Below are 26,893 nucleotides of genomic sequence, written 5' to 3' on the forward strand. Positions count from 1 at the left end.
CTGCCGGGGAGGCAGTTGAGGTGGCTGGATGTCGAACGAACGGCCTGTGACGTCGAGGCCTCAACCATGAGTCTGTCCGGACGCGCGGGTGATCTGGCATCGCATCCCGAGGTCTACACAATCGGCCGGATATCGACCGAGTTCTTCCTGCGCGGCTTCGAAGTGATCGGCCAGGCGCATGACGACATACTGGGCGGGATGATCCTCATGACCATGCTGGCGGAGGCACTCGGAAACGCGGGCCCAAGCGGGGCAATCGGCATTCGTGAGTTGGCGCGTCGGCTCGATATTCCCTTCGAGACCGTTCGGCGGCAAGTGCACAAGCTGGTTCGAAGCCGCGTCTGCCGCGCGGAGGATGGAGGCATATGTCTTGCCCCCTCGTTTCGTCGGAGCGCGCGTACGAATGCCATGTTGCGCAAGATCCGTCTGGAGGCCGTCCGCATGCTCGATGGACTCAGGCGCATCAGGATCGGGCACTACAAACCGCCCCGCTCGTCCGCCACGTCGCGTACCCTGAGCAAGGAGCAGGCCGTCTTCGTCGCGGCCTCGATCCGTCTTCTGCTTTCGGCCCTGAAAGCGCTGCGTGGCTTCTTCAAGGGTGACCTCATGAGCGGACTGGTGTTCACCGCGATTCGAGCCGCCAACACGAAGCACATCACGAACACCGTGCCCGGCGCCAATAAGGATCTGCTGTCCGATTCCGATCGGCGGCCGGTCAGCATGATGGCGATTTCGAACTCGATGAGGCTTCCCTACGAAACGGTTCGGCGGCACGCCGCAAAGTTGATGAGGCATGGCATGTGCCGGCGTGCCGGCCGCGATGGCCTGATCGTCCCCACGGCCACCTTGCGTGGGATGACGTTCGAAGCCGGTACGGTGGTCGAGCTGGTATTCGATTTCATGCAGGAACTGCGGACATCCGGCGTGAAAGTCTGAATACGGGGAACGCCCGTGGCGCTCCCTCGTTGGCGCAGATGGACATCGACGATTTCGCCGGCACCTCGCCGGAATTGCTTCCCGAAGCCTATCTCGCCGGCGACCTCGAAGGCTGGGGCGTGGTCGAGCGTGTGACCGGCGGCCTGCAGCAGCGCTTCACCGTGAAGGCGCGTGGCACGTGGGACGAAGCGGCTCGTATCCTGCACTTCGTGGAGACCTGGACCTTCGATGACGGGCGACAGGACACGCTCACCTGGAGGATCTCTAAGCTCGCCTCCGGGCGCTATGCCGGCGAGGAACAGCGGCTCGACGGAAAAGCCGAAGGCGAGCGGGCGGGCTGCGCGTTCCACTGGCGCTATACGCGCGACACGCCGCAGAGCGGCGGCGACGACAAGTCGATGGTGCTGAACTTCAACGACTGGTTCTACCGCATCGACGAACGGGTGGTGATGGTACGCGGCAGCGCCGGCCGCGCAGGTATTCCCTTCTCCATCCTGCACGCTACCTATCGACGGCTGTGACACTCAGCCGTCTGCCAGCGCCGCCCTCGTGTAGCGCGCGATCATGCGTTCCTCGTCGGTCGGCACGATCCAGGCAGAGACAGCTGAACCGTTGGCGCTGATTCGCCCTTCGCCAGCAAGGTTCCGCGCCGGGTCGAGCGTCACGCCGAGCCATCGGCAGCCCGCGACGATCTCGGCGCGGGTGGCGGCATCGTTTTCGCCGATGCCGGCAGTGAACACGATACCGTCGACGCCACCCAGCGCAGCCGCGAGCGAGCCGATCTCGCGCACGATGCGATAGACGAACAGGTCTATCGCCTCGCGCGCCGCGGGTTCGGTGGAGGCGCGCAGGGTGCGCATATCGGAGGAGATGCCCGACACGCCGAGCAGGCCCGATTTGCGATAGAGAAGATCCTCGATCTCCGCAAAGCTCATGCCGCGCTGCTGGGCGAGGTAGAGCAGCACGCCGGGATCGAGCGTACCGGCCCGCGTTCCCATCATGAGTCCGTCCAGCGCGGTGAAGCCCATCGTGCTGGCGACGCTGCGTCCATCGTTCGTGGCGCAGAGGCTGGCGCCGTTGCCGAGATGGGCGATGATCAGCCGACCCTGCGCCAGCGCCGGCTGGGTGGCGCGCAGGCGCTTCGTCACGAAATCGTAGGACAGGCCGTGGAAGCCGTAGCGTCGCACGCCGTCCGCGGTCAGCTCGCGCGGCAGGGCGAATTCCTGCGCGAGCACCGGCTGGGTCCGATGGAACGCGGTGTCGAAGCAGGCGATTTGCGGCAGGTGAGGCGCCGCGTCCAGGATCGCCGCGATCGGCGCCAGGTTGTGCGGCTGGTGCAAGGGCGCCAGCGGCACCAGCGCTTCGAGTTCGGCCACGATCGCCCCGCCGACGCGCACCGGCGCCGCGAACTTCGTGCCGCCATGGACGACGCGATGGCCAAAGGCGAGGAGCGGGTGGCCGGCGAGCAGCACCTGGCCCTGCGCCAGGATCTCCGCCGTCGCGCCGTGATGGTCGAGCGCGCCGTCCTGCCATTTCCGCTCGGCCACGGTCTGGCCCGCGGCGTCCCGCACCTCGAGGTGCGGACCGACGCCGATGCGCTCGACCTGTCCGCGATAGAGCAGGGCACCGTCGGTACTGGAATCGTACAGGGCGAACTTGATGCTGGAGGAGCCGGCGTTCAGGACGGCAATGCAGCCGGTCTCGGTCATTGAGGCATCCTCAGGCGACAATGCTGGCGCCGCCGTCGACATAGACGGTGCCGCCGGTGACGCGATGCGCGAAGGGCGTGGCCAGGTAGGCGCAGGTGTAGCCGACATCCATGATGTCCACGAGCTCGCCCAGCGGTGCCTTCTGCGCGGCTTCGTTCAGGAGCAGCTCGAAGTCCTTGAGGCCCGAGGCGGCACGGGTCTTGAGCGGTCCGGGTGAGATCGCATGGACACGTATGTGCCGCGGCCCGAGCTCGTATGCTAGGTAGCGGCAGGACGCCTCCAAGGCTGCCTTCACCGGTCCCATGACATTATAGTTCGGCACGACGCGGTTGGCACCGTAATAGCTCATGGCGAACATGCTGCCGCCGTCCTTCATCAGCGGCGCCGCGAGGCGCGCCATGCGGATGAAGGAGTGGCAGGAAATATCCATCGCCGTGGCGAAGCCCTCGGCCGAGCAGTCGAGCAGGCCGCCCTGAAGATCTGCCATCGGGGCGAAGGCGATGGAGTGGACCAGCATGTCGAGCCGGCCCCAGCGGTCGGCGATCTGCCCGAATAGCGCCTCCAGCTGGCCCGGCGCCGCCACGTCGAGCGGGCCGGTTATCTCCGCGCCCAGCTCGCTTGCCAAGGGCTCGACATGGGGCCGCGCCTTCTCGTTCAGCCAGGTGATGGCGAGATCGGCGCCGGCTTCGCGAAAGGCGCGGGCGCAGCCATAGGCTATGGACTGGTCGTTGGCGACGCCGACGATCAAAGCCTTCTTGCCCGCCAGGACGCGCCGGATCTGCTCGGTCATGAGGTCCTCAAGAGATCGCGGTGGCGGCGCTGGCCCGGCGCGCCGCCGCCACCAGAGCGGCGACGGCGCAGGAGGCGAGCCGCGTGGTCAGCGAATCGGCGCGGCTGGTCAAGATGATCGGCACGCGCGCGCCGAGCACGATCCCGGCGGCATCGGCGCCGGCCAGGAAAGTGAGACTCTTCGCCAGCATGTTGCCGGCCTCGAGGTTGGGGACGATCAGCACGTCGGCCCGGCCGGCGACCGGCGAGACGATGTTCTTGATGGACGCCGCCTGCAGGCTGATCGCGTTGTCGAGGGCCAGCGGACCGTCGAGGACACCGCCGGTGATCTGCCCGCGATCGGCCATCTTGCACAAAGCGGCGGCCTCGATCGTCGATCCGACTTTCGGGTTGACCGTCTCCGTGGCGCTCAGGATCGCGACGCGCGGCTCGGCAATGCCCAGCGCGTGCGCGAGGTCGATGGCGTTCTGCACGATGTCGACCTTGTCCTCGAGCGTCGGCGCGATGTTCACGGCGGCGTCCGAGATGATCAGCGCCCGCTGATGACGGGGCACGTCCATCACGAAGCAGTGGCTGATGCGCCGTGCCGTGCGGATGCCGGTCGCGCCCGAGACGACCGCGCCCATGAGTTCATCGGTATGGAGACTGCCCTTCATCAGCGCCTCGGCACGGCCGCAGCGCACGAGCTCGACCGCTTTGGCGGCCGAATCGTGACTGTGGGCCGAACCGACGATTTCGAAGCCGTCGATGTCGAGAGAGGCCTTAGCGGCGACGGCACGGATGCGGGCCGGAGGACCGACCAGGATGGGGGCGAGCAGGCGGCCTCGCGCCGCCTCGACGGCGCTCTCCAGCGAGACCTCGTCGCAGGGATGGACCACGGCCGTGGCCAGCGGCGGATGGGCGCGCGCGACGGCGATGAGCCGGTCGTACTTCTCGCGCGGGCCCTCGGTCGGCGGCGTGGCGTCAGGCATTCAGTCTCTCCTGCGGCAGTTTGCGTGCTCCAACGAACATGGGCTCCAACCGCTGCATGAGTCGTTGCTCCTCCGGTGTCGGATCGCCGGAGGCCTTCAGTATGTCCTGAACGACCTTCCAGCCGGCTGCCCTGAGCTGAGGGTCGTCGGGCAGGAGCTTAGGGATGGCCTGGATTGCCCGCTCCTCGTCGAGCCGCAGCAGCAGGTATTGGACCCGGAACAGCAGCTTCAGCTCGTCGAAGCCGATGCGCCGGTTGGCCGGCAGGATCTGGCGCACGGCCTGCAGCACGGCGAAGCCGCGCTCGTCGACCGTCCGCCGCGGCAGGCGGACATGCATCAGGGCGCGGACCACGGCCTCGGGCAGTCCACCGGTCTCGAAACGCGTCTCCAGCTCGGCGCGCCAGTGTCCGGCGATCACTTCGCGTGCGAGATCGCGGCCGATCTGCCGCCGCGCCGGCGCGGCGTCCGCCGCCAGACCCGCCGCCGCCTGCAGGGCCGGCGATCCGTAGGTGCCGAGAAACATCGCCTCGGTCGTCGCGTCGCGAACGAGCCGGTAGCCTTCCAGGCAGGTCGAGATCCAGGTCGATGTCACCTTCTCCAGGGTAAGCAGCGGATTATCCGGCGCCGCCGGCTGGCGATGGTTGCGGACGGACTCGGCCAGCGGCTTGATAGCTGCTACGGCGGGATTGCGGTCGGAGAAGGCTGCGAAGCGCAGGCGGTGGGCGTTGGTGGCCCGAAGAAGCTCGGCCGATTGCGGGGTGACCATCGCGCGCACGACCGGCTGGGCGAAGGTGCGGTAGAGGCCGTGGTTGATCTCGGAGACGCGCGCGACGGTCGCGAAGCGCTGCTCGTCCTCGTCGCTGTTGCCGCCGAGCTTGCGGATGTCGTCGAGCGTCCGCGCCTCGAGCTGGAACAGGTACTTGCCGTGGATCAGGCCCGGATTGGCCGTCGTGCCGTCGATCTCCGAGATCACGGCCTCGTAGAGGCCGGGCGGCAACAGGTCGATCATCTGCATGCAGGAGGCGAACTCGGCATGCTCCTTGGTTGCGACCTTGCCCGAGACGAAGATGCCGAGATGCCCGATTGTCTGGTGCAGCGTGTAGACGATGGTCTGTCCGTTGGCGACGATCTCGTCCTCATGGCCGTACAGGTCGGTGATCCAGCCCAGCGCCTGCTGCGGCGGCGTGATGTTGTCGCCCCACGAGCACAGAACGATGATGGGCGAGCGGATGTTGCGCAGGTCGACGCGGGTGCCGTCGGAGGCGCTGATCTCGCCCGAGGTGAGCTTGTTGCCGACGAAGAGATTGTCGGCGATCCACTGCATCTCGCCGGCATTGAGCAGGACGGGGCTGCCCCACCAGGTTTCGAAGTCAAGGAAGCGCGTCGTCTCAGTGTCGACCTTCGAATAGAGATTGTAGGGCTTGTCCCACCAGGTGTTCGCGGGATTCAGCGATTCGAAATTGCCGACCAGATGGGCGCCGTCGAAGATGCCGTTGCCGAGGTCGCCGGCCAGGGCGGTCAGCCAGGTGCCGCCCAGCGCCCCGCCGAGGTAGCGCATCGGATTGCGGCCGCGCACGCCGGCCCAGTAGGAAAGCGGAGATCCCGCCAGCAGGATGGGCCCGAACAGGTCGGGGCGTATGGCCGCCGTCATCATGATCTGCCAGCCGGCCTGGCAGTTGGCGACAACGACGGGCTTGCCCTCGGCCTCGGGATGTCGCTCGGCCACGGCCTCCAGGAATGCCGCCTCGGCCCGGCAGACATCCTCGATCGTCTGCTGCGGCTCGGGTTCGGGCCGGAAACCCACGAAGTAGGTGGCATGCCCGGCGGCCAGTGCGACGCCGATCTCGCTGTCCTGCTTCATGCCGCCGATGCCCGGGCCGTGCCCGGCGCGCGGATCGACCACCACGAACGGCGGCTTGGCGGGATCGATGATCGTGCCCTCGGGCGGCACGATCCTGATGAGGAAATAGTTCACGGGCCGCGGCAGGGTGCGGCCGTCGAGGACCGGCTCGAAGGCGAAGCCCAGCACGTGCGGAACGTCCTCGGCGCTGCGTTCGACGAACGTGTTCCCGCGCTCGCGCAGGGTATCCAGTGTCAGGACGGAACGCTGCCAGGCATCGATCCAGTATTCCTGGAAGAAGTTGAACGGCGATTCGACCGACACTGGGCTCTCCCCGAGACAGGTCCGCACATTCGGGCCAGGCGCCTGCCCGAGCCTTGATCTTCGTCAAGCTTCGTGGCGGCCGAATGACGCCCCGGCGCGCCGGAGAGGCCGGCGTCAGGCCGCCAGCAGGTCCGCCACTGCCGCCTTCTGCGCCTCGGTCAGGGCGACACTCTTGCGCGTGCCGGCATCGACATAGACGTGGACGAAGTGGCCCACGGCGGCCGGGGTCTCGCTGTCCCGGGTGAAAATCGCGAGTTCGTAGCGCAGAGAGCTGTTGCCGATGCGGCCGAGGCGGATGCCGACATCCACCGTCTGGGGAAAGTCTACCGGCGCCAGGAATTCGCAGCCGCTGGCGATGCACAGGCCGATCGAAGTCTGCCCGGGCGCCCGCAGGATGCCGCGCTCGATGGCGAGGGTGGTGAGCGACGTGTCGAACCAGTTGTAATAGACGGCGTTGTTTACATGGCCATAGGCGTCGCAGTCCGACCACCGGCTCGCGACCGGCATCCACCACCCGTAGTCTTCGCGCCGCTCGTCCTTCGCCGCCTTCTCGCCCGCCATCCCGATCCCCTGATCCTTGCTGCGGGCTCTTGTACAAGCGGTGCAGGAAACGGGGCAATACAGAGGAATCGCGCGATGTCCGCTGCGCGACGGCTAGAACTCCACCTTGACCGGCATCCGGAAGAGGAACGCCGTCGTCTCCGGCGTGGAGGTGGCGGTGAGCGTGCCGCCATGTGCGCGGGCGATTTCGCTGGAGATGTAGAGGCCGAGGCCCAGACCCTGCTGGCTGGCGCGGGCCTCGCCGCGGAAGAAAGGCTGGAACAGCTTTGCCAGGGCCGCGTCGGGAATCGGATTGCCGGCATTGCGCACGCTGAGTTCGAACGTGCCGTCCTTCACCTGCGCCTCGACCTCGATCGACGTGCCCGGCGCGCCATGGACGACGGCATTGCCCAGCAGGTTGGAGAGGAGCTGGCCGATCCGGCCGGGGTCGCAGAAAACGCTCTCGCTCATTGCGACGCGGGTGGCAAAGGGTCGGTCGGGCGCCGCGGCGCGCAACTCGTCGACCACCTGCGTCAGGGTCGGAGTGAGCAGCACATCGCTTCGCGCAAGGTCGATTCCCGTGCCCAGCCGGCCCCGTGCAAAGTCCAGGATATCGTCGATCAGGGCCGACATGCGCGAGACGCTGCCCTGGGTGAGCTGCAGCATCTCGTCGAGCGTGAGCTTGCCGCGCTTGACGAGTTGGGCGCCAGCCTGGATCGAGGCCAGCGGGTTGCGCAGGTCGTGCCCGAGCACGGCGATGAACTGTTCACGCAGATCCGACTCACGGTTGGCATGCGCGAGCCGTGCCGTCGTAACCTCGGCATGCGTTTCGGCTCGCCGGCGCGCCGTCCGCTCGGCAGCATTCAATCGTCGCAGCTCGAGCATCTTCATGATCTGCCGCGCGGTCAGGCGCAGCAGCGCCTTCTGGTTCTCGTCGAGTTCGCGCGGCTTGTAGTCGAGGACGCAGATCGTGCCGAGCGGCAGGCCCTCCGGCGTTTCGAGCAACGCGCCGGCGTAAAAGCGCAGGCGGGGATCGCCGGTCACCAGAGGATTGTCGGAGAATCGCTCGTCCGTCAGCGTGTCGGGCACGATGAACAGATCGGGCTGCAGGATCGCATGCGCGCAGATCGACGCCGGCAGCGGAGTCTCCCGGACGCCCAGTCCAATCTCGGCCTTGAACCATTGCCGCCCGCTGTCGATCAGGTTGATGACCGATATCGGCGTACCGCAAATCGCACTGACGACGCGGACGACCTCGTCGAACTCGTCCTCGCGTGGCGTGTCGAGAATGTCGTAGGCCCGGAGCGCGGCGACGCGCCGGCCTTCATCCGAGTGTCGGCGAGCTTCCATCAGCCCTTGTATCAGGCGCCGCCCCTGTCGTCCCCTCCACGGGCGCCGGCTCGCCGATCAGTTCGTGCACGGCCCGCGCCACCGCTTCGACCGTGTAGGGCTTCTGCACCACGATGCGGCTGCGATGTTCCATCGGCAGCTGCGCCTGCTCGCCGTAACCCGTGGCGAAGAAGAGCGGGATGCCGAGATCGTGCAGGCGATGGGCGATCGGGAAGCTGTTGCGGTCGCCCAGGTTGATGTCGAGCAGGGCGAGAGCGGGGCGGGCATGCTCGATGGCGTCGAGCGCCGCCTCGATGGTCGCCGCCGTCACGACGCTGTCGGCGCCCAGGCGATAGAGGATGTCCTCGGCATCGAGGGCGATGATCAGGCTGTCCTCGACCAGCAGCACCGACTGGCCCTTCAAGACCTGCCCCGGCGGCGCCTGCGGATGGTCCGGCGTCGAGCGCTTGTAGCGGGCGGGTTGGGCGAAGCCCGGCTTGGGCTCGACGACGTGGCGCGCGGGGATTCGAAAGGAGGCGGTGATGCCCTTGGGATCGTAGCTGACCTCCGCCGAACCGCCGAGATCGTAGGGAATCGACCGCTCGATGATTGTCGTGCCGAAGCCCTTGCGCCGCGGCTGCTGCACCGGTGGACCTTCGCTCTCGGACCATTCGAGGATCAGGTCGCCGCGCGGATCGAGATGCCAGCCGAGCCGCGTGCGGCCGGTCGGCACCGAGAGGCTGCCGTACTTGGTCGCATTGGTAACGAGTTCGTGCAGCAGCAGCGCCAGCGTCGAGTAGGCCTGCGGCTTCAGCAGGAGGGGCTTTCCCTCCGAGATCAGCCTTTCCTTGTCGCCCACGATCGCGGCTGTCTCGGCGTCGATCAGCGCCTGCATCGGCGCCGGTCCCCAGTGGTCGTCGGTGATCTGGTTGTGGGCGCGGGCCAGCGCATGGATACGGCCGTCGACCAGCCGCACGAAGTCGCGGATCGCCTGCGTACCGGCCGGATCGTCGGGCGGCTGCGACTGGCGGATGAGGCCCCGGATGACGCCCAGGATATTGCGCACACGGTGGTTCAGCTCGGCGATCAGCAGCTCCTGCCGGGCGCTGGCCTGCTGCCGTTCGGCCGTCGCCTCGTCGGCCAGCCGCAGGACCACCTCGATCAGGGTCGCCCGCAGCGTCTCGGCGACGCGCAGCTCGGCCGGGCTGAAGGGCTGCGACTTGCCCTGCACCAATTCCTTCCATTCCTCGAAGCTCTGGCGCGGGGTCAGGCGCGGTCCGTTCGGCCCGAACTCGACCGGCTTGTGCGGGTCTCCTCCCCATCGTACCGCGCGGACCAGTTCTGAACGGAACAGCACGACGTAGTCCCGCGGCGAGCGTGAGATCGGGATCGCCAGCAGGCCCGCGGCCGTCGAGGCGAACGAGCCGGCGCCATCGAGGAGCGAGCCGATATGGTCGGTCGCGAAGACCTTGCCGGCTGCCGTGCCATTCAGGGCCCGAATGATGCGCCGGAATTCGTCGGTGGGCGGGGTAACGCCCGAGAAGGCGTAGGAGCCGGCGATCCATACGCCCATCCCGTCGGCCGGGATGGCGCGCATCAGGATGTCGGCCAGCCAGTCGGGATCCTGGAGTAGGGTCTCGTTGGAGGCGATGGCCCCCAGGAGCTGGTCCGAGACGTCGCGCGCCCGCTTCTCGTAGGCCACGTGCTCCTGCCGCTCGCGCGCCTCGAGCCGCATGGAGAACATCTGCGAGAAGAGTTCGCTGACGGCGCGGCGCTCGAAACTCGGGCAGCGCGGCGAATAGTGGTGACACGCGAACAGGCCCCACAGCCTGCCCTCGACGATGATCGAGATCGACATGGAGGCGCGAACGCCCATGTTGCGCAGATACTCGATATGGATCGGCGACACCGAGCGCAGCATCGAGAGCGACAGGTCGAGCGGCCGGCCCGCCGGATCGAGTTGGGGCAGGATCGGGGCCGAACTTGCATTCACGTCGGCGATGACGCGCAACAGGTTGCGTTTGTAGAGCTCGCGCGCCTGCTGGGGGATGTCGCTCGCCGGATAGCGCAGGCCGAGGAAGGTGCCGATGCCGTGCTTCGCCGCCTCACCGACCACCTCTCCCGAGCCGTCAGGAGCGAAGCGATAAACCATCACACGGTCGAACTCGGTAAGGCCACGTACTTGGCGCGCGCCTTCCCGGAAGAACGTCGGCAGATCGGCGCAGTGGTCGAGGCGGCCGATCATGGAGCGCACGATGCTGGTCGATTCCCGATGCTCTCCCGACGACGGCTCGGCCTCGATCACCACGTTCCCTTCGGACAAGTGGATCGCGACGTCGAAATGCGGTCGTCCCGCAACCAGTTCGATGTCGAAGAGGCGCTCCACGGCGTCGGCGCCGCGCAACATGATGGTGCGATTGCGGAGGTCGTGGATAGCGTGACCCGTGAAGAGGTCGCCTAGCTGCTTGCCGAGCAAGCCTTCTGGCTCTCTGCCGACATGCTCTCCGATGTTGGCCGAGACGCGGGCGATCATCCAGTCCGATGTCAGCGCAACCAGGAAGCCGATGGGCTGAACGGCGCCGAGGATATGAATTGGCTCACGGTCGCAGTTCGTGAGATCGACGCTTCGCACCGGCTCGTTCACCCCAGGCTCCAGGCTTTCACTTCGGGCACCCGGCCAGTTTGTCCCGGTGTCGAGGTTTATCAACGCTTTCGCCCACATGCGGTTGCAGGCGGGGGCGGGCGGGGATAGGGGCTTGCTGGGGCCAAGCTGCCGCGCATTGTCGTCCAGCTGGCGTCGCCCTAGGGTCAGAGGAAAGGGCCGCTCCCAGATTGTCGCGTTGCGCGCGGGGCGCCAGGGCTCTATTTCCCGCCTGCATGGGAATCGAAATCGAGCGCAAGTTTCTCGTTACGAGCGGGGACTGGCGGGGCAACGTCGTTCGCGAGCAGCATCTCGTGGACGGCCTGGTAGCCATGACGGGCGGCCGCAAGGTGAGGGTGCGCGTCTGCGACGGGCAGGCGACGCTCACGATCAAGGCGCGGGAGACGCCCGGCGTGAATGCGGAGTTTGAATATCCCATTCCCCTCGCGGATGCGGAGGAATTGCTGACCCGTCATTGCGACGGCAATGTCATGAGCAAGACCCGATCCTTCGTGCCGTATCGCGACTTCACATGGCAGGTCGACGCCTATGATGGCGTCATGGCAGACGTGCTGCTGGCCGAGGTCGAACTCACCCGTATCGATTGCGATGTCCCGCTACCGCCCTGGATCGGACGGGAAGTCACCGGCGATCCGGCCTATCGTAAGATCAACCTGTTTCGTGCCCGCACCGGCCGGACCGCCTCTGACTGAGCCCACAGCAGAGGCCGTTGTGCTCAGTCTGGCGACCACAGTGGGGCGGTTCGGGCCGTCAGCTCAGAACATCCCGGCCGCCGATCGGCCGTCGGTTCTCTCGAGACTATTCCCCAACACATCTTCGCCGGTCGCCACGAGCTGCCGGTACGATTGTTCGAACCAGCCGATACGTTCCTCGAGGGCGGCGAGGTAGGGGGGCCGCTCGATCTGGTGCGCGACCGCCTGCACGCCCTCGCAGATCGTGTTGTCTTCGCGGATGACGCGGCGGGAATAGTGGAGGACAAGGCGATTTCGAACGAGATCGCTTGCGTGGCGCCATAGGCGCGCGTGCCAGGGGCCTTCCACCGGAAAGGGCGCGGGATAGACCCAAGCGCGCAGGAGCGACCGGTTGTGCGCCACGGGAACGAACTGCTGGATGCAGCACTGAAAGATGTCGCCGTCCGACCGGAACAGCGCCATGAGGAAGTTCGGCAGGATCTGCAGGATGCAATAGCAGGTCGGTCGAAAGGAGCCGTCCGCACAAGCCGCCGATATCTCCTCGAAGACCTGAGGACGGTCACTGTTGATCATAGCGCTGTGGCTGCCGAAACGGGCATAGGTGAGTTTCTCGCGGTCGAGATACCCGGACCTGCCGAAGGTCGTCGGATGGACGGCGACCGTGTGGTAGTCGTCGAAGGTGATCTGGAGCCCGAGTTTCCAGTTGGCCGCGAGCTCATGGGAAAGCGCGAGCGGCTTGTGGGTCGAGCGCGATAGGGTTTCGAGGATCGGGAAGCCGGCACCGAGGAACTCCTTGAGCGTCTCGCGCTTCCCCGGGGCGGGGAAGCGGCCGAAGACGAGTGTGCCGCAGGTCGCGATCTCGATGGGATTGAGCCGCGCGGCCAAGGCGCGCGACACGGTGCCGAAGTTCTCCTGGCACTTCGGAATGCCGATGGCGGCGCCGTCGCCATCATAGCGCCAATGGTGGAAACTGCAGATGATTGGCCCGTTGCCCTTGTCCTTCGTCCGCAGCGGATAGAAGCGATGGGCGCAGACATTCTCGAAGCCCTTCAGTTCCGTCCCGAACCGCTGGACGAAGACCGATCGCGTCGCCAGCGTGCTGCGGAACCAGTCACCGTCCTTCTCGACATCATGCGTGAAGCCGAGGAACGTCCAAGCGTAACTCAAGCAGCGCTGCTCGTGCGCGAACGCAAGCGGGTCGACCAAGGTGCGCGCCCAGTCGGGGGCGAAGGCGGAATCACCGCGAAGGGGCATCGTGTCGCCAAGCTGCCATCTTGCGGTGGCTTCGTCCATCCATCCATGGACTCAGAACTTCACCTGCCCCGATTTCCCGGCGGCGTTCTTCAGCACCAGCGTGACGGCGGCGCCGGTGGGAATGTCGGCCTTGGCCTGGCCCTTCAGTGACGTCTCGCCGGCGGCGGCGAGGGAGACGGTTTCGCGCGCGCCGCCCGAGACGATCAGGACCGAGCCGGAGAAGCCCTTGGCCGGCGTGGGCTTGTTGTTCTCGTCGAGGATGTTGATGGTGACGGTGTTGCCCGCCACGACCAGCTCGGCATGCACGCCGGCCACGTCCTGCACGATGCCGCCGTTCGGCCCCTTGGTGCTGCCGTGAGTGTGCTGCGCCGCCGCGGCGCCGGTCCAGAGGATGGCAAAGGCCAAGATCAGGATCTTCTTCATGCGCTCTCTCCTTGTTGTCGAACGGGGGTGCAGTCGCGATGGAACAGCGCGTAGAGCGCCGGCAGCACGACCAGGGTGAGGAGGGTGGAGGAAAGGATGCCGCCGATGACCACAGTGGCGAGGGGCCGCTGCACCTCGGCGCCGGCACCGGTCGCCAGCGCCATCGGCACGAAGCCCAGCGAGGCGACCAGCGCCGTCATCAGGACCGGGCGGAGCCGCTTGGTCGCGCCGGTGCGCACCGCCGAATCCACCGTCATGCCGTCGGCGCGCAGGCGCTGGATGAACGAGATGATCACCAGCCCGTTCAGCACGGCGACGCCGCTCAGGGCGATGAAGCCGACGCCGGCGCTGATCGACAGCGGGATCCCGCGCAGCGCGAGCGCCGCGATGCCGCCGGTCAGCGCCAGCGGCACACCGCTGAACACCAGCGTCGCGTCGCCCATCGAGCCCAGGCTCATGCAGAGCAAGGCGAAGATCAGCAGCAGCGCCACCGGCACCACCACCGCCAGCCGCTGCGAGGCACCGACCAGCTGCTCGAACTGGCCGCCCCAGCCGATCCAGTAGCCGGCCGGCAGCTTCACCTGTTCCGTCACCTGGCGCTGAACCTCGCCGACGAAGGAGCCGAGGTCGCGGTCGCGCACATTGGCGCTGACGACGATCCGGCGCTTGCCGTCCTCGCGGCTGATTTGGTTGGGACCGGGCGCGGTTTCGATCGTCGCCACAGCTGAAAGCGGCACGTAGGGCGCGGCCGCGCCGCTGCCGGTCTGCACGATCGCGCGCCGGCCGGTATCGCCCGCCGTCGCCGCGGCCTGCGGCACGGGAATGGGCAGGGAGGCGAGCGCGTCGAGGTCCACGCGCAGATGCTCCGGCAGGCGGACGACAATGTCGAAGCGCCGGTCACCCTCAAAGACCAGACCGGCTTCCTTGCCCCCGACCGCGATTTCGACGACTTCCTGCAGGTCGGACAGCGTGATGCCGTAGCGTGCCAGGGCGGCGCGGCTGGGTTTCACGGTCAGCATCGGCAGGCCGCTCACCTGCTCGGTGCGCACATCGGCGGCGCCGGGGACTCGCTGCACGACCGACTGCACCTTGTTCGCGAGGGCGAGCAGCGTGTCGAGATCGTCTCCGAAGATTTTTATGCCGAGGTCGCTGCGCACGCCCGAGATCAGCTCGTTAAAACGCATCTGGATGGGCTGGGTGAACTCGTAGTTGTTGCCCGGCACATCCGAGACGCGTTTCTCGATCGCTGCCACCAGGTCGGCCTTGGGCCGGTTCGGATCGGGCCATTGCTCGCGTGGCTTCAACAGGATGAAGGTGTCGGCGACGTTGGGCGGCATCGGATCGGTGGCGACCTCGGCCGTGCCGATCTTGCCCGCCACTTCCTTGACCTCGGGGAATTCGAGCACGGCCTTCTCGACCGCCTTCTGCATCTGCACGGACTGGCTGAGACTGGTGCCGGGGATGCGCATCGCATGCATGGCGATGTCGCCCTCGTCGAGCGAGGGGATGAACTCGCCGCCCATGCGCGAGGCCGCCACGCCGCTCACCGCGACGAGGAGAAGAGCCAGTCCGACCACGACGAAGCGCAGCCGGATCGCGTGGTCGAGCACCGGGGCATAGAGGCGGAGCGCGCCGCGCATGAACAGATTCTCCTTCTCTGCCACCTTGCCGGTGACGAGCAGCGCCACCGCGGCGGGTACGAGCGTCATCGAGGCGATGGCGGCGCCGGTGAGTGCCAGCAGGACGGTCAGTGCCATGGGTGTGAACATCTTGCCCTCGACGCCGGTGAGCGTGAGCACCGGCAGGTAGACGACGCCGATGATCAGGGTGCCGAAGAGGCTCGGTTTGATGACCTCGCGGGAGCCGGCGAGGATCGCGGTGAAGCGCTCCTGGCGGGAGAGCACACGGCCGCGCCGGTGCTGTTCCTCGGCCAGCAGGCGCAGGCAGTTCTCGACCACGATCACCGCGCCGTCGACGATGATGCCGAAGTCGATGGCGCCGAGGCTCATCAGGTTGGCGCTGATTTGGGTCTCCACCATGCCGGTGATGGTGAAGAGCATCGACAGCGGGATGACACAGGCCGTGACGAAGGCTGCGCGGAAGTTGCCCAGGATCAGGAACAGCACGACCACGACCAGCAGCGCGCCTTCCAGCAGGTTCTTCTCGACCGTCCGGATCGTGGCATCCACGAGCTTGGTGCGGTCGTAGAAGGCGCGCGCCACGACACCCTCGGGCAGGGAGCGTTCGACCTCGGCGAGCCGCGCGGCGACGCGCTGAGCGGCTGTCCGGCTGTTCTCGCCGATCAGCAGCATGGCGGTCCCGATCACGGCCTCCTTGCCGTCTACCGTCGCAGCACCTGTCCGCAGCTCGTTACCTTCCTGGACCTCGGCAATGTCGTCGATGCGGATCGGCACGCCGCCCCGCGAACCGACGACGATGCCCCGGATGCCCTCGATGTCGTCGACCTGGCCCGGCGTGCGCACGAGATACTGCTCGCCGTTGCGCTCGATGTAGCCGGCGCCGACATTGGCATTGTGCGTGGCGAGTGCCGCCATCACGTCGCGGAAGGTGAGCCGGTACGCCATCAGCTTCGCCGGTTCGGGCAGGACGTGGAACTGCCGTTCGAACCCGCCGATCGTGTTGACCTCGACGATGCCCGGCACCGTGCGCAGCTGCGGCTTGATGATCCAGTCCTGGATCGTCCGCAGCTCGGTGGCCGAGTAGGGTGAGCCGTCCGGCGTCTTCGCAGCGGACCTGGCCTCGACCGAGTACATGTAGATTTCGCCGAGCCCCGTCGAGACAGGCCCCATTGAGGTCTCGACGCCGGGCGGCAGCTTGTCCTTCGCCTGCTGGATGCGTTCGTTCACGAGCTGGCGGGCGAAGTAGATGTCGGTCCCGTCCTTGAACACGACGGTGATCTGGCTGAGCCCGTAGCGCGACAGCGAGCGGGTGTGGTCGAGCTTCGGCAGGCCGCCCATCGCCGTTTCCAGCGGAAAGGTGATGCGTTGCTCGACCTCCAGCGGCGAATAGCCCGGCGCCACGGTATTGACCTGCACCTGCACGTTGGTGATGTCGGGCACCGCGTCGATCGGCAGGCGCGTGAAGTTCCAGGCGCCAAGTGCGCCGACGGCGATGGCGGCGAAGATTACCAGCCAGCGGTTCTGGATCGAGAAGGCGAGGATGCGGTCGATCATGGCGCACACCTGGCGCGGCGCCCCAAAGGTCCTTCGCTTCGCTCAGGATGACAATCTTGTTGGCACCGGACGTACTGCGTAGTTTGCGCCATCGTTGTCATCCCGAGCGCAGCGAGGGACCTTTCCCGCTTCCTCATGCGCACCTCAATGTTCATGCGCCGCTCCGGCCTTGCCGATTGCGGCCTTGATCACGAAGCTGTTCCTTGCGGCGTAGATGTCGCCGGCGAGAACGCCGAAGACCACCTCGACCCAGTCGGCGTCGCGTGCGCCGAGCTCTACCTCGCGGGCGGCGAAGGTCTCGCCCTCGCGCACGAACACCACGGTCTTGCCTTCCATCGTCTGCAGCGCGCCGGTGCTGATCGCGACGCCGACCGGCTTGGCCGACAGCACGACCCTGCCGTCGACGAACAGGCCCGGTCGCAGCCGGTTGTCGCCGTTCTTCACGATCGCCCGCGCGATCGAGGTCTGCGTGTCTGTCGATCCGAGCGGCGACAGATAGTCGATGCGGGCCCCGACCGGCGGACCGCCGTCGCCGACGTCGATGGTGACGGCATCGCCCGCGTGCACACGGCCGAAGTCGCGGCGGAACACGGCGAAGTCGATCCACATGGTCGAGAGATCGGCGATGGTGAAGAGCGGCTTCGCCTCCGAGGCGAACTCGCCCAGCATGCCGTCGCGGTCGATGACGGTGCCGTCAATCGGCGCTTTCAGCTCGTAGCTGGTCAGGCTCTGGTTGCTCTCGACCGTCGCCAGCACCTCGTCCTTCTTTACCTTGTCGCCCAAGCGCTTGCGCATGCTGCGGATTACGCCGGGGAAGCGCGGCGTCACCTTCACCAGCGTTTCCTGGTTGGGCTGGATGATGCCGTTGAGACGCAACATGTCGCGCAGCTCGCGTGGGCCGGCCTGCAGCAGTTCGATGCCTGCTGCCGCGACCTGCGCATCCGAGAGCTTCACGCCCTCGTCGTGGCCGTGGGCGCCTTCTTTCTCCTCGCCGTGACCATGTCCGCCCTTGGTCGGGCTCGCCGTCTTGGCAAATCGCGGGTCGAGGGCGTACCAGGCGGCGGCACTCAGCGCGCTGGCGCACACCAGGGCGATGGCGAGATATTTCAGGAACCGGATCATTTCGCCCTCGCGAGCTGGAGCGGGCTGCCGGTCAGCCCCTCGATGGTGGCGATCGAAGTGTGGAAGCTCGCCAGGGCCTCGTGTTCCTGCAACTCGGCGTCGGCCACGGTCCGGTAGGCGTCGAGGATTTCCAGCAGCGTGTAGCGGCCCTGCCCGTAGCCCGCCTCGACGGTCGAGAGTGCGGAGCGCGCCGCCGGCAGGACCGTCCGGCGCAGCAACTCGACCTGGGCGAGCGCGCCGGTCGCCGTGTCGTGCGCCTTGCCGACGATGGCGATCAGGGTGAGCCGATTGACCGCCCGTTCGGCCCCCGTCTTTTGCGCGGCCTCCTGCGCTTCGCGGATGGCTCCGGTATTGCGGTCGATGACGTTGATCGGCACCGAGACGCCGAGGCGAAGCGCGTTCTGGCTGTTTTCCGCATAGTGGCGCCAGGCGATGCCGGCGGTGATGTCGGGCAGCGGCTTTAGCCGCGCCGACAGGAGCTCGGCATCGCGGCGGGCGCGTACCGCTGTCCAGCGCATCAGCTGCGGATTGTCCTCGATGGCCTTGAGAGCGGTGTCGAGCGGCGCCGGCCGCGAGATGCGCCCGAAATCCCCCGCGACAGCCGTAAAGTTAGGCCGGTCGAGGCCCATCAGCGCGGCGAGTTCTCGCCGCGCGACGTTGAGCGCCGTGCGCGCGCGTTCACGGTCGAGCCGCACCATGCCGGCTGCGGCCTGCGTGCGCGACACCTCGGCGGTTGAGGAGGCGCCGGCCTCGACCCTCTTCTGCATCTGCGGCACCAGCCTCTCGAGAGAGGCGGCGTGGCGCTCGAGCAGGGCGATCTTGCGCTCGACGGCCAGCGCCTCGACGAAGGCGATAGCCGTCTCCGACAGGAGCTCGAGCCGCGTCGCCTCGTGTTCCCAGCGCGCGGTGTCGTAGTCGCCGAGGGCGGCCTGGACGCGAGCATCGCGCTTGCCGCCCAGCTCGAAGAGCTGGCTGATCTGGAGGGTGTACTCGGCGCCGCTGGTGAGGCCGTTCTGGCCATAGGCGAAATTGTCGACCTCCACGCCCAGGGTCGGGTTGGGCAGGGCGCCGGCCTGCTCGCGCCGTCCGTCCGCCATGTTGATGGTGCGGTCGGCGACCGACAGGCGGGGATTGCCGGCGATGACGGTGCGCAGGGCTTGTGGCAGCGACAGGGCGCCACTGCGTTGCGCCGCCACCTGGCCCGGTTGGGCCATTGATGGGTGCGCCGCGACGACGGCCAGCGTCGCGCAGAGCCAGAGACGGGGAGACATGCAGACTCCGATCGCAGGAACGGGAACGACCCGAAGCGCTCAGGCTTCAGGCGGACGACGTGCGGCGATCAGGCTCGGGGAGGGGGCGGCGCGAGCGAGTTTTGGAAGGACAGGAGGTTGCGAACCGGCACCTGCCGCACCGCAATGCTGTCTGGCGATGCGTCTTCGATAGGCATCAGCGCCGGCAGCGATAGGGTAGCGCAGATGTGACATTTCTCGCCGGGGAGGCTTGCCTCGTCCTGCGATGCACCGTCGGTCTCGGGTGCTTGCATTGCCGTCGGAGGATAGGCGGCGGCCGTGGCGATGCCGCAGACATGGAAGGTCGTGACGAAGGCCACCGCCAGCGCGCAGAGCAGTCGGAACAGTCGCGAGGGAACGTGGCGCGTCACGCGCGGAGTGAACAACACGCCATCCGCGCGGTCAACGGCGTGCGACGATGTTGGCCACACCGGGTTCTGCAGCATCGAGGGCCTGAAGAACGCCACCGCGCAGCGGCTCTGGAGCCTTGATGCAGGCTGCCTGTTCGTGCCCAATGCCGGACCTTTGAGATTCAAGGGACGAATGAAAGGTACGGCCATGCGAAAGAACAAGATCAAGGAAATCTGGGCCGCGGGGAAATGCGCGACACTGGGTTGGCTCTCGGTTCCGAATACCTTCACCGCCGAGGTCATGGCGCGGCAGGGTTTCGACGCCCTGTGCGTCGACCTGCAGCATGGGCTTTCCGAGATGAAGGACGTGGCGCCGATGCTGCAGGCGATCTCGCAGACCGACACGGTTCCGGTCGTGCGCGTGGCCTGGAACGAGCCGGCCGCAATCATGAAGGCCCTGGACCTCGGCGCCTACGGCATCATCGTTCCGCTGGTGAACAATGCCGAGGAAGCCGCCAAGGCTGTGGCCGCCTGCCGCTACCCGCCCGTGGGCATGCGCTCGTCCGGCCCGGTGCGCGCCGTCCACTATGGCGGCGCCGACTACGTGGCCAAGGCCAATGACGAGATCATCGTCATGGCGATGATCGAGACCAAGGAGGGTCTGGAGAATCTCGACGCGATCTGCGCGACGCCGGGCCTCGATGCCGTCTACATCGGCCCGGCCGACCTCTCGTTCGCATTAGGCCTGCCACCGCGCGGCGACAATCCCGATCCGCTGCACATGGCGACCTGCGACAAGATCCGCGAGGCCGCCCACAAGGCCGGCATCAAGTGCGTTATGCACTGCACGGCGGCGCCCTTCGCGGCCGGCGCCGTCAAGCGCGGCTTCGACATGGTGATGCTGACGGCCGATCTCTCCTGCATGATCGCCGGTGCCCGCCAGCAACTCGAGGAACTCAAGGCCAAGTCGGCCTGAGACGGGCATCCTATCCGTCGTGCGATCCGCGCGGGCGCACGGTGTTCTGGAAGGAGAGCGGCGCTGAGGCCGACCTCCTTCAACGCTAACAGTAGTCGCTCGACCGACAGGGCGGACTTCTGCGGTGCTATGGGCCGCTACCCGGGGGTAGCGACCCACATGGCGGTCACTCGAGAGTGCCGAGGGCCGCTCTGATCTGACTCTCTGCGCGCGGCCAGCGCTCGATGGCCTGTTCTGGCTTGAGAACCTCCGTCTGCAGACCCGACTTGATGTAGACGAGTTCGCCGTCCTCATTCACTTCCAGCGTGCCATCGATGCCGGCAATCGCGATTGGCTTGGCCATGTCCTATCTCCATACTTGTGCTGCAAGGACTACGCGTCGTCGTCCCATCTGTTGCATGGCCTACCCACGCTTGGGCCGTGCCCCAAAGCGGCCAGAATCTGCGCGCACAATGTGAAAACGATGGGATTGTTGTCAGCAAATTGCGTGCTGAAAGAGTGTGACCTCGATTTGGACGAGCCGCATATCTTCGCGATGCATCGTAATGCTTGGATGCTCACTCTTGTTGAGATAGTGGTGACGTCATGACGGATTTGGCGGACCCGACACGTCTCTCTCTCAGCCAGCGTATCCATCGCTTCGTGCTGGTACTGGAGCGCTTCAAGCGCAATCCGAACCGGCGAGAGGCCTATCATGTGCTCTCCGCCATCGAGGCCCTGCGTGAGGGGCGTTACGAGGCTGGGCTGCAGTGCATTCGCGCCGCAGAACTCGTGGCACCCATCCCCGAAGGGCTAGCTCTCCTACCGGGGTTGCATGACGACATGACTGCCGGCGAATTGCGTCAGGCTCTGCGTGCTCTGGTGCGTCCGGTCGAAGGGTCTCCGCCGGCTAACGGTATCGCGGAAGCAGCCTCTCCGGGAACGGCCGGCGACGCCAGCGAATAGATTCTGGGCAGGACCTGGGGATCGCTGCAAAGCACGGGTAGAGTCACGCATTTATCACACCTCACGGTGCAACCGGCCTCGCGGTGTCCCGTTGGCAAATCAGCCCGGGCTTGGCCCGACAGTCTTGCCAGCGTGAGGAGCGGAAGTTGCCGACCGAAATCATCCACACAGGATTGGGTTCCGAAGTCGCCTCTCTTCGGGCACTCGGCGAGGTTCGACGCCGCCAGTCGCTCATAGACCGGTTGCTGCGCGAGCGGCGCGAGACGCCGCCGGCAACGGAGCGTCGTCCAAGTCGCAGACTGAGCCCCGTCGCGCCTCTCGCGGGCGTGGGTCGAAGCGACCCCTAGCCACTCTTAAGCGAGGAGCCATTGCCGATGCCGCGTCTCGCCTGGACAGATCTTGCCCAAACTCCCGGGACTACCTTTCTGATCGTTGGCGAACTCGCGCCCTGTTTCGCGGGCGGTCGCCGCGAAGACGACCCCTTCGATAGTGCACGTCTGCGGTTCGCAGCCAACCTGATCGTTCGGACCTGCAGCCATCTTGATCTGAAGGGTCCCTTCGCCGTGCAGCCTTCGCGGGAGGGAAACAACCTGATGATCCAGTGCGTAGTCGCGGAGTCGGAAGACTTCGCGCGGCTTGGCGAAGTGACGGGCGGGCGTGAAATCGAAGCTTCCCTGTGGTGCGGCCGGCGGCATTTCCTCCTCGACAATGCCACGCATGATGCGCTGCTCGCCATTGCCGGGCAACCCGATGGCCGCGGCGCAGGCAGGCGCGCCCGGGCTGCGTCCCGCGAGGCAGAGGAGCAGCGTCTGCGTTGGGGACACGACTGAGGGGCACTGCCTTTCCGCTTGAACGCGACGCGGTCCTGCATCTCTGCATCGACATGCAGCGCCTGTTTGCCGACGAAACCGCGTGGCACGTGCCCTGGCTACCGCGTGTCCTACCGGCCGTGGTCGAGATCGCCTCGCGGCATGCCGCACGAACGGTCTTCACCCGATTCTCGCCGCCCGCCAGGCCGGAAGCCGCTCCGGGGGCCTGGCAGTCCTATTACGAACGCTGGCCGCAGATGACGCGCCGCGAACTGGATTCCGGCCTGCTGGAACTGGTCGAACCCTTGGCGCGTCTCGTGCCACCGGCGCGACAGATCGAGAAGCCGGCGAACTCTGCCTTCAGCCGCCCGGGATTCGCGACGGCGCTGAAGCGTCGCGCCATCCGAACTCTGGTCGTGACGGGAGGCGAGACGGATGTCTGCGTCCTCGCGACCGTTATGCAGGCGATCGACCTCGGCTTCCGCGTGGTGCTTCCCACCGACGCGCTGTGCAGCACCAGCGATGGCGCGCACGACACTGTCGTGGACCTGTTCGGCGCTCGCTTCTCTTCGCAGGTCGAGGCGACCACGACCGAGGATCTGCTGAGTCGTTGGGAATAGGTTCGCCGCCGGACCGCCTGCGGCGGTTGGCGCTGTCATCTTTCCGGGTACCTTGTCGCTCCCGGGAGAACCGCCTTGCCGAAAGTCCAGTGGGCCGCCTTCGCATGCGATACGGAAAAGGCCCATCTGCTCGTCGCCGAACTGGACCCATCCTTCGTCGGCGGCAGGACTCACAGTGACCCATTCGATTCGCAACGCCTGCGCGAAGGCGTCAATCTCATGAGTCGTGTGTGCACGAAGCTGAACCTGCGGGGCAGTCATTCGGTGACGACGTCGCGTGCAGGCAGTGCCAGCGTCGTGCTCTGCGCGTTCGGAGATTGTGAGGATCGAAACAGGGTCGCAGCGCTCGTCGAGGCGGAGACGGACGGGCATGAGACGTGCGGATGGGCGAGTCGGCGCCTATTTACACTTACGGCGATGGCCCATGAGCGCCTGGTATCGGTGGGAGGCGAGACCGACAACCGCAATGCCGGGCGCCGGCGTCGGGAGCGCGACCGTCGCGCGGCCGAACAATCCCTGCGCTGGGGCGACCTCTAGCCGGGTCGCCTCGGGACACGAATGTACGTCGGGGCGAGAAGTCTGGATCATCGGGCGCGCGAAGATATACATGTCCTTCTGGGTACGAAGGCAGACTGAACTTGCGGTTGCGGGAGAGTAGACGCTCGTCCTCTCTCTCATGCGAGGATACCATGCGATCGATGATCCGTTCCCTGACCGCGCTCGCCACGGCCGCCGCCGCCGCCGCGATTTCCATCCCGACTGCCGGCGCTGCCACGATCGGCGGCACCTTCTATGCGGTCCAATATGACTTCCAGGAGTTCTGGACGGCCACCGACGGCAAGTCCTTCCGCGTCGTCCTAGCCGGCAATCCGTTCCCGGCCTTGCCCCTGGACCAGTCGGCCGCCAGCCTACTCGCGGTCATGCAGGCCGCCAAGCCGCGGCCCGCGCTTACCTTCACCTATGCCGCGCCGCTCGAGGAGCCGCGCCCGGACTATCGTCTGGTGCTGGTGTCCAATGCCGCCAACGACCTGAACGGCGACAGCGTCTGCCGGGGCACGACCCGACTCAAGCCGGGGCGCCCCGGCGTCGTCAATCTCTTTGCCGTCTACTGCCGGAACGACATGGCGATGTCGATGACGACCGCCACGACGCCTGCCGCAACGCCCGCGGATCCGAACGTGTCGAAGCTCTTTCGCGAGCTCTTCATGGTCGTGTTCAGTGACTCGCCTGCGCTGAAGCCCAATGCGGGGGGAATCGATCGCCGATAGCGCAACCGTTCCATAAGACACCCGTTGCAGGCGAGCTCTCCACGCACAACTGAACGGAAATTCCAGATGGCCAAAAAGCCTGTATCGCCGCCGATGGCGCCTCCCTCACCACGCACGGCTGGTCAGGACACGCCCCTCGACAAGCCAAACGCGGGGCGCCAGGAAACGGCCAAGACCAGCTCGATTCAGCCTGACACGATGCCGCCGGGCAGCGTGCTCACGACCAACCAGGGCGTCGCGGTCAGCGACGACCAGAACTCGCTGAAGGCTGGCGTGCGCGGCCCGACACTTCTCGAGGACATTCTCATGCGTGAGAAGATCACGCATTTCGACCACGAGCGAATTCCGGAGCGTGTCGTTCATGCCCGCGGCGCCGCCGCGCATGGTGTTTTTCAAGTTTATGAAGACCTCTCCGAGATCAGCTGCGCACAGTTGTTTCGCGATCCCACCGTCCAGACGCCAGTCTTCGTTCGCTTCTCGACGGTGGCCGGCTCGCGCGGCTCCACCGATACGCCGCGCGACGTGCGCGGATTCGCGGTGAAGTTCTACACTCAGGAGGGTGTTTGGGACCTGGTGGGTAACAACATGCCGGTGTTCTTCATTCAGGACGCCAACAAGTTCCCCGACCTGATTCATGCCGTGAAGCCTGAGCCCCACAACGAGATCCCGCAGGCGCAGTCGGCCCACGACACGTTCTGGGATTTCGTGTCGCTGACGCCCGAAAGCACTCACATGCTGATGTGGCTGATGAGCGATCGCGCGCTGCCGCGCAGCTATGCCACAATGGAAGGCTTCGGCGTTCATACGTTTCGGCTGGTCGATGCCGAAGGGGGCTGGCGCTTCGTCAAGTTCCACTGGAAGCCGCTGAAGGGCGTTTGCTCCCTCGTGTGGGATGAGGCGAACCTCCTCGGCGGCCGCGACCCGGACTTCAACCGGCGCGACCTCTGGGAGGCGATCGAGCGTGGCGACTTCCCGGAGTGGGAACTCGGGCTGCAGATCGTAGAGCCGGCGGACGAGCACAAGTTCGATTTCGACCTGCTCGACGCCACAAAGATCATCCCCGAAGAGTTTGTGCCGATCCGCAAAGTGGGCAAGCTCACCCTGAACCGGAACCCGGACAACTTTTTTGCGGAAACCGAACAGGTCGCCTTTCATACTGGCCATGTCGTGCCCGGCATCGACTTCACCAACGATCCGCTGCTGCAGGGCCGGCTCTTCTCCTACATCGACACGCAGCTCCGCCGCGTCGGACCGAACTTCCACGAACTGCCGATCAACCGTTCGCTGCGTCCGGTGGACAACAACCAGCGAGACGGCTTCGGCCGGATCACGATCAACCCCGGCAAGGTCTCGTACTTCCCCAACAGCCTGGGCGGCGGGTGCCCGATGCACTCCCCCACGGCCGCAGCGGCCTTCCGCTCGGTCACAGTCCAGGAGGCGGGAGCCAAGTTGCGCCAGCGAAGCGAAAGCTTTAACGACCATTTCAGCCAGGCCACGATGTTCTGGAACAGCATGAGTGACTGGGAGAAGGACCACATCGCGGCCGCCTTCGCGTTCGAGCTCAACATGGTCGTGGACCAGGGCGTGCGGAGCCGCGTCATGAACGAGCTGCTGTGCAACATCTCACCACAGCTCGCCGACATGGTTTCCGGTGCCACCGGCATCGAGGTCGCGCCGGCGGGTACGCCCGAGGCGCCGACTCCCTCGGCCCCGACGCCAGCCGGACCGCTCAATCCGAAGGCTGCCGAGCTTCGCTCACCGGCCCTGTCCATGGACAAGGCGCCGCCGATGGTCCGGGGCCGCAAGATCGCGATCCTGGTCGGTGATGGAATCGACTCCGCCCTCGTCAAGACGCTGATCGCCGACCTCACCAAGGCCGGCCAGGTGCCCGAGCTGATAGGGCCGACTGCTGGCGCCGTGATCGACGCCGCGACCAAGCCGCTGGCTGTCAACCGCGCCGCTCCGAATGCGCCGTCGGTGATCTACGATGCCGTGCTCATCCCGCCCGGCGTGGCAGAGGGACTGATGGCCATGCCGATGGCGCAGCGCTTCATCGACGAGGCCTTCCGGCACGGCAAGCCGATCATCGCGGCGGGAGATGCACGCGCGCTGTTGGAACGGCTCGGAATCGTCGATGCGGAAGGGGTGGTGATCGGCGACAACAAGCTCTCCACCGCCATGCTCGACAATCTTGCTCAGCATCGGTTCCCGCGGCGTGTGTCGAACCTGGCGCCGAACTGAACAAGCTTCACACACACGCTCGAGAGGAATTCACCATGGCTACGAACGAGAACGCGGTCGCGCTGCTCAAGGCCGACCATCGCAAGGTCGAGGGACTGTTCGAGTCTTTTGAGAAGGCTCGCACCGAGGATCGCAAGAAGGCTCTAGTTACGCAGATTTGCACCGAGCTGATGGTCCATTCGACCATCGAGGAAGAGATCTTCTATCCAGCTTGCAAGGGCAAGATTGAGGACGGGGAGCTGCTCGACGAAGCCTATGTCGAGCATGACGGCGCCAAAGTGCTGATTGCCGAGCTGCTGCAGGGCTCGCCCTCGCACGAGTTCTACGATGCCAAAGTCAAGGTTCTGTCGGAGCTGATCAAGCATCACGTCAAGGAAGAGGAAATGCGGTCCGAGGGCCTGTTTGCCGAGGCCCGCGACGCCGGCGTGGACCTGGACGATCTCGGGGAGCGGCTGAAGGCCCGCAAGGCCCAGCTGCTGGCCAAGTTCAAGGAGGCCGGAAAATTGCCGCCGCCGCAGACCCGTTCGTTCACGGGTCACAAGCTCTCCCAGAGCGAACCCGTGATGGGCCAGTAGTCTTCTCCACCCTGCAACCGGACCGTCCCGCGCCC

General features: G+C 66.4%; 25 protein-coding genes. 11 read left to right on the forward strand and 14 right to left on the reverse strand.

What is annotated here, in order from left to right:
* Positions 1-66 precede the first annotated feature (66 nt).
* Positions 67-936, forward strand: a complete 870-nt coding sequence (locus ACO07K_RS04515) for a hypothetical protein (RefSeq protein ID WP_422034702.1) — start codon at positions 67-69, stop codon at positions 934-936.
* Between the two features lie 38 nt (positions 937-974).
* Positions 975-1,457 carry a DUF3833 family protein gene (locus tag ACO07K_RS04520; protein WP_422034703.1) on the forward strand — a complete coding sequence of 161 codons (483 nt, stop codon included), beginning with the start codon at positions 975-977 and terminating at the stop codon, positions 1,455-1,457.
* A 3-nt stretch (positions 1,458-1,460) separates the two neighbouring features.
* On the opposite strand, the gene ACO07K_RS04525 is transcribed toward ACO07K_RS04520, so the two are convergent.
* The 7 genes from ACO07K_RS04525 to ACO07K_RS04555 all read right to left on the reverse strand — a co-directional run bounded on the left by ACO07K_RS04525 (position 1,461) and on the right by ACO07K_RS04555 (position 11,082).
* A complete protein-coding gene (locus ACO07K_RS04525) occupies positions 1,461-2,645 on the reverse strand; it encodes an acetate/propionate family kinase (RefSeq protein WP_422034704.1) in 1,185 nt (394 codons plus the stop codon).
* A 10-nt stretch (positions 2,646-2,655) separates the two neighbouring features.
* On the reverse strand, positions 2,656-3,435 hold the full coding sequence (gene fabI, locus ACO07K_RS04530) for an enoyl-ACP reductase FabI (RefSeq protein WP_422034705.1): 780 nt from the start codon (positions 3,433-3,435) through the stop codon (positions 2,656-2,658).
* Between the two features lie 7 nt (positions 3,436-3,442).
* On the reverse strand, positions 3,443-4,405 hold the full coding sequence (locus tag ACO07K_RS04535) for a phosphate acetyltransferase (protein ID WP_422034706.1): 963 nt from the start codon (positions 4,403-4,405) through the stop codon (positions 3,443-3,445).
* Positions 4,398-6,569: a DUF3141 domain-containing protein gene (locus ACO07K_RS04540; protein WP_422034707.1), complete on the reverse strand. Its 2,172-nt coding sequence runs from the start codon at positions 6,567-6,569 to the stop codon at positions 4,398-4,400. Before ACO07K_RS04540 ends, ACO07K_RS04535 begins: the two co-directional genes overlap by 8 nt.
* Positions 6,570-6,683: 114 nt before the next feature.
* On the reverse strand, positions 6,684-7,130 hold the full coding sequence (locus tag ACO07K_RS04545) for an acyl-CoA thioesterase (RefSeq protein WP_422034708.1): 447 nt from the start codon (positions 7,128-7,130) through the stop codon (positions 6,684-6,686).
* 93 nt (positions 7,131-7,223) lie between these two features.
* On the reverse strand, positions 7,224-8,459 hold the full coding sequence (locus ACO07K_RS04550; protein ID WP_422034709.1) for a GAF domain-containing sensor histidine kinase: 1,236 nt from the start codon (positions 8,457-8,459) through the stop codon (positions 7,224-7,226).
* Positions 8,434-11,082 carry a GAF domain-containing protein gene (locus ACO07K_RS04555; protein WP_422034710.1) on the reverse strand — a complete coding sequence of 883 codons (2,649 nt, stop codon included), beginning with the start codon at positions 11,080-11,082 and terminating at the stop codon, positions 8,434-8,436. The genes ACO07K_RS04550 and ACO07K_RS04555 overlap by 26 nt, the downstream gene beginning before the upstream one ends.
* 233 nt (positions 11,083-11,315) lie before the next feature.
* On the opposite strand from ACO07K_RS04555, the gene ACO07K_RS04560 reads away from it, so the two are divergent.
* Positions 11,316-11,792, forward strand: a complete 477-nt coding sequence (locus ACO07K_RS04560) for a CYTH domain-containing protein (RefSeq protein WP_422034711.1) — start codon at positions 11,316-11,318, stop codon at positions 11,790-11,792.
* A gap of 63 nt (positions 11,793-11,855) precedes the next feature.
* Here the strand turns inward: ACO07K_RS04560 and ACO07K_RS04565 are convergent, their stop codons facing one another.
* From ACO07K_RS04565 to ACO07K_RS04590, 6 genes are all read right to left on the reverse strand, one after another.
* Positions 11,856-13,046: an aromatic ring-hydroxylating oxygenase subunit alpha gene (locus tag ACO07K_RS04565; RefSeq protein ID WP_422034712.1), complete on the reverse strand. Its 1,191-nt coding sequence runs from the start codon at positions 13,044-13,046 to the stop codon at positions 11,856-11,858.
* 51 nt (positions 13,047-13,097) lie between these two features.
* Complete coding sequence (locus tag ACO07K_RS04570; protein WP_422034713.1) at positions 13,098-13,469, reverse strand: hypothetical protein; 372 nt, start codon at positions 13,467-13,469, stop codon at positions 13,098-13,100.
* Positions 13,466-16,663 carry an efflux RND transporter permease subunit gene (locus ACO07K_RS04575; protein ID WP_422034714.1) on the reverse strand — a complete coding sequence of 1,066 codons (3,198 nt, stop codon included), beginning with the start codon at positions 16,661-16,663 and terminating at the stop codon, positions 13,466-13,468. The genes ACO07K_RS04570 and ACO07K_RS04575 overlap by 4 nt, the downstream gene beginning before the upstream one ends.
* 144 nt (positions 16,664-16,807) lie before the next feature.
* Complete coding sequence (ihpB, locus tag ACO07K_RS04580) at positions 16,808-17,785, reverse strand: divalent metal ion exporter adaptor subunit IhpB (RefSeq protein WP_422034715.1); 978 nt, start codon at positions 17,783-17,785, stop codon at positions 16,808-16,810.
* A complete protein-coding gene (locus tag ACO07K_RS04585) occupies positions 17,782-19,056 on the reverse strand; it encodes a TolC family protein (protein ID WP_422034716.1) in 1,275 nt (424 codons plus the stop codon). The genes ihpB and ACO07K_RS04585 overlap by 4 nt, the downstream gene beginning before the upstream one ends.
* A 68-nt stretch (positions 19,057-19,124) precedes the next feature.
* The gene (locus ACO07K_RS04590; protein ID WP_422034717.1) at positions 19,125-19,520 is read right to left on the reverse strand and encodes a hypothetical protein; all 396 of its coding nucleotides are present in this window, start codon (positions 19,518-19,520) and stop codon (positions 19,125-19,127) included.
* Between the two features lie 112 nt (positions 19,521-19,632).
* Between ACO07K_RS04590 and ACO07K_RS04595 the strand changes: the two genes are divergently transcribed.
* Positions 19,633-20,400: an HpcH/HpaI aldolase family protein gene (locus ACO07K_RS04595; RefSeq protein WP_422034718.1), complete on the forward strand. Its 768-nt coding sequence runs from the start codon at positions 19,633-19,635 to the stop codon at positions 20,398-20,400.
* Between the two features lie 166 nt (positions 20,401-20,566).
* Here ACO07K_RS04595 and ACO07K_RS04600 read toward each other — a convergent pair whose 3' ends face one another.
* Positions 20,567-20,743: a hypothetical protein gene (locus ACO07K_RS04600; protein WP_422034719.1), complete on the reverse strand. Its 177-nt coding sequence runs from the start codon at positions 20,741-20,743 to the stop codon at positions 20,567-20,569.
* A 242-nt stretch (positions 20,744-20,985) separates the two neighbouring features.
* Here ACO07K_RS04600 and ACO07K_RS04605 point away from each other — a divergent pair, with 242 nt between their 5' ends.
* The 7 genes from ACO07K_RS04605 to ACO07K_RS04635 all read left to right on the forward strand — a co-directional run bounded on the left by ACO07K_RS04605 (position 20,986) and on the right by ACO07K_RS04635 (position 26,858).
* The gene (locus tag ACO07K_RS04605; protein WP_422034720.1) at positions 20,986-21,345 is read left to right on the forward strand and encodes a hypothetical protein; all 360 of its coding nucleotides are present in this window, start codon (positions 20,986-20,988) and stop codon (positions 21,343-21,345) included.
* A gap of 374 nt (positions 21,346-21,719) precedes the next feature.
* A complete protein-coding gene (locus tag ACO07K_RS04610) occupies positions 21,720-22,175 on the forward strand; it encodes a hypothetical protein (protein ID WP_422034721.1) in 456 nt (151 codons plus the stop codon).
* Entirely contained in the window at positions 22,160-22,774 is a 615-nt protein-coding gene (locus tag ACO07K_RS04615; protein WP_422034722.1) for a cysteine hydrolase family protein, read from the forward strand. The genes ACO07K_RS04610 and ACO07K_RS04615 overlap by 16 nt, the downstream gene beginning before the upstream one ends.
* 75 nt (positions 22,775-22,849) lie before the next feature.
* Positions 22,850-23,311, forward strand: a complete 462-nt coding sequence (locus tag ACO07K_RS04620) for a hypothetical protein (RefSeq protein ID WP_422034723.1) — start codon at positions 22,850-22,852, stop codon at positions 23,309-23,311.
* A 161-nt stretch (positions 23,312-23,472) separates the two neighbouring features.
* On the forward strand, positions 23,473-24,042 hold the full coding sequence (locus ACO07K_RS04625) for a hypothetical protein (protein WP_422034725.1): 570 nt from the start codon (positions 23,473-23,475) through the stop codon (positions 24,040-24,042).
* 66 nt (positions 24,043-24,108) lie between these two features.
* Positions 24,109-26,283 (forward strand): catalase, encoded by a 2,175-nt coding sequence (locus tag ACO07K_RS04630; RefSeq protein ID WP_422034726.1) that lies wholly within the window; start codon positions 24,109-24,111, stop codon positions 26,281-26,283.
* 35 nt (positions 26,284-26,318) lie between these two features.
* The gene (locus tag ACO07K_RS04635) at positions 26,319-26,858 is read left to right on the forward strand and encodes a hemerythrin domain-containing protein (RefSeq protein WP_422034727.1); all 540 of its coding nucleotides are present in this window, start codon (positions 26,319-26,321) and stop codon (positions 26,856-26,858) included.
* Positions 26,859-26,893: the final 35 nt, after the last annotated feature.

Origin of the sequence: Reyranella sp., assembly GCF_965228225.1 — a bacterium.
Lineage (GTDB): Bacteria > Pseudomonadota > Alphaproteobacteria > Reyranellales > Reyranellaceae > Reyranella.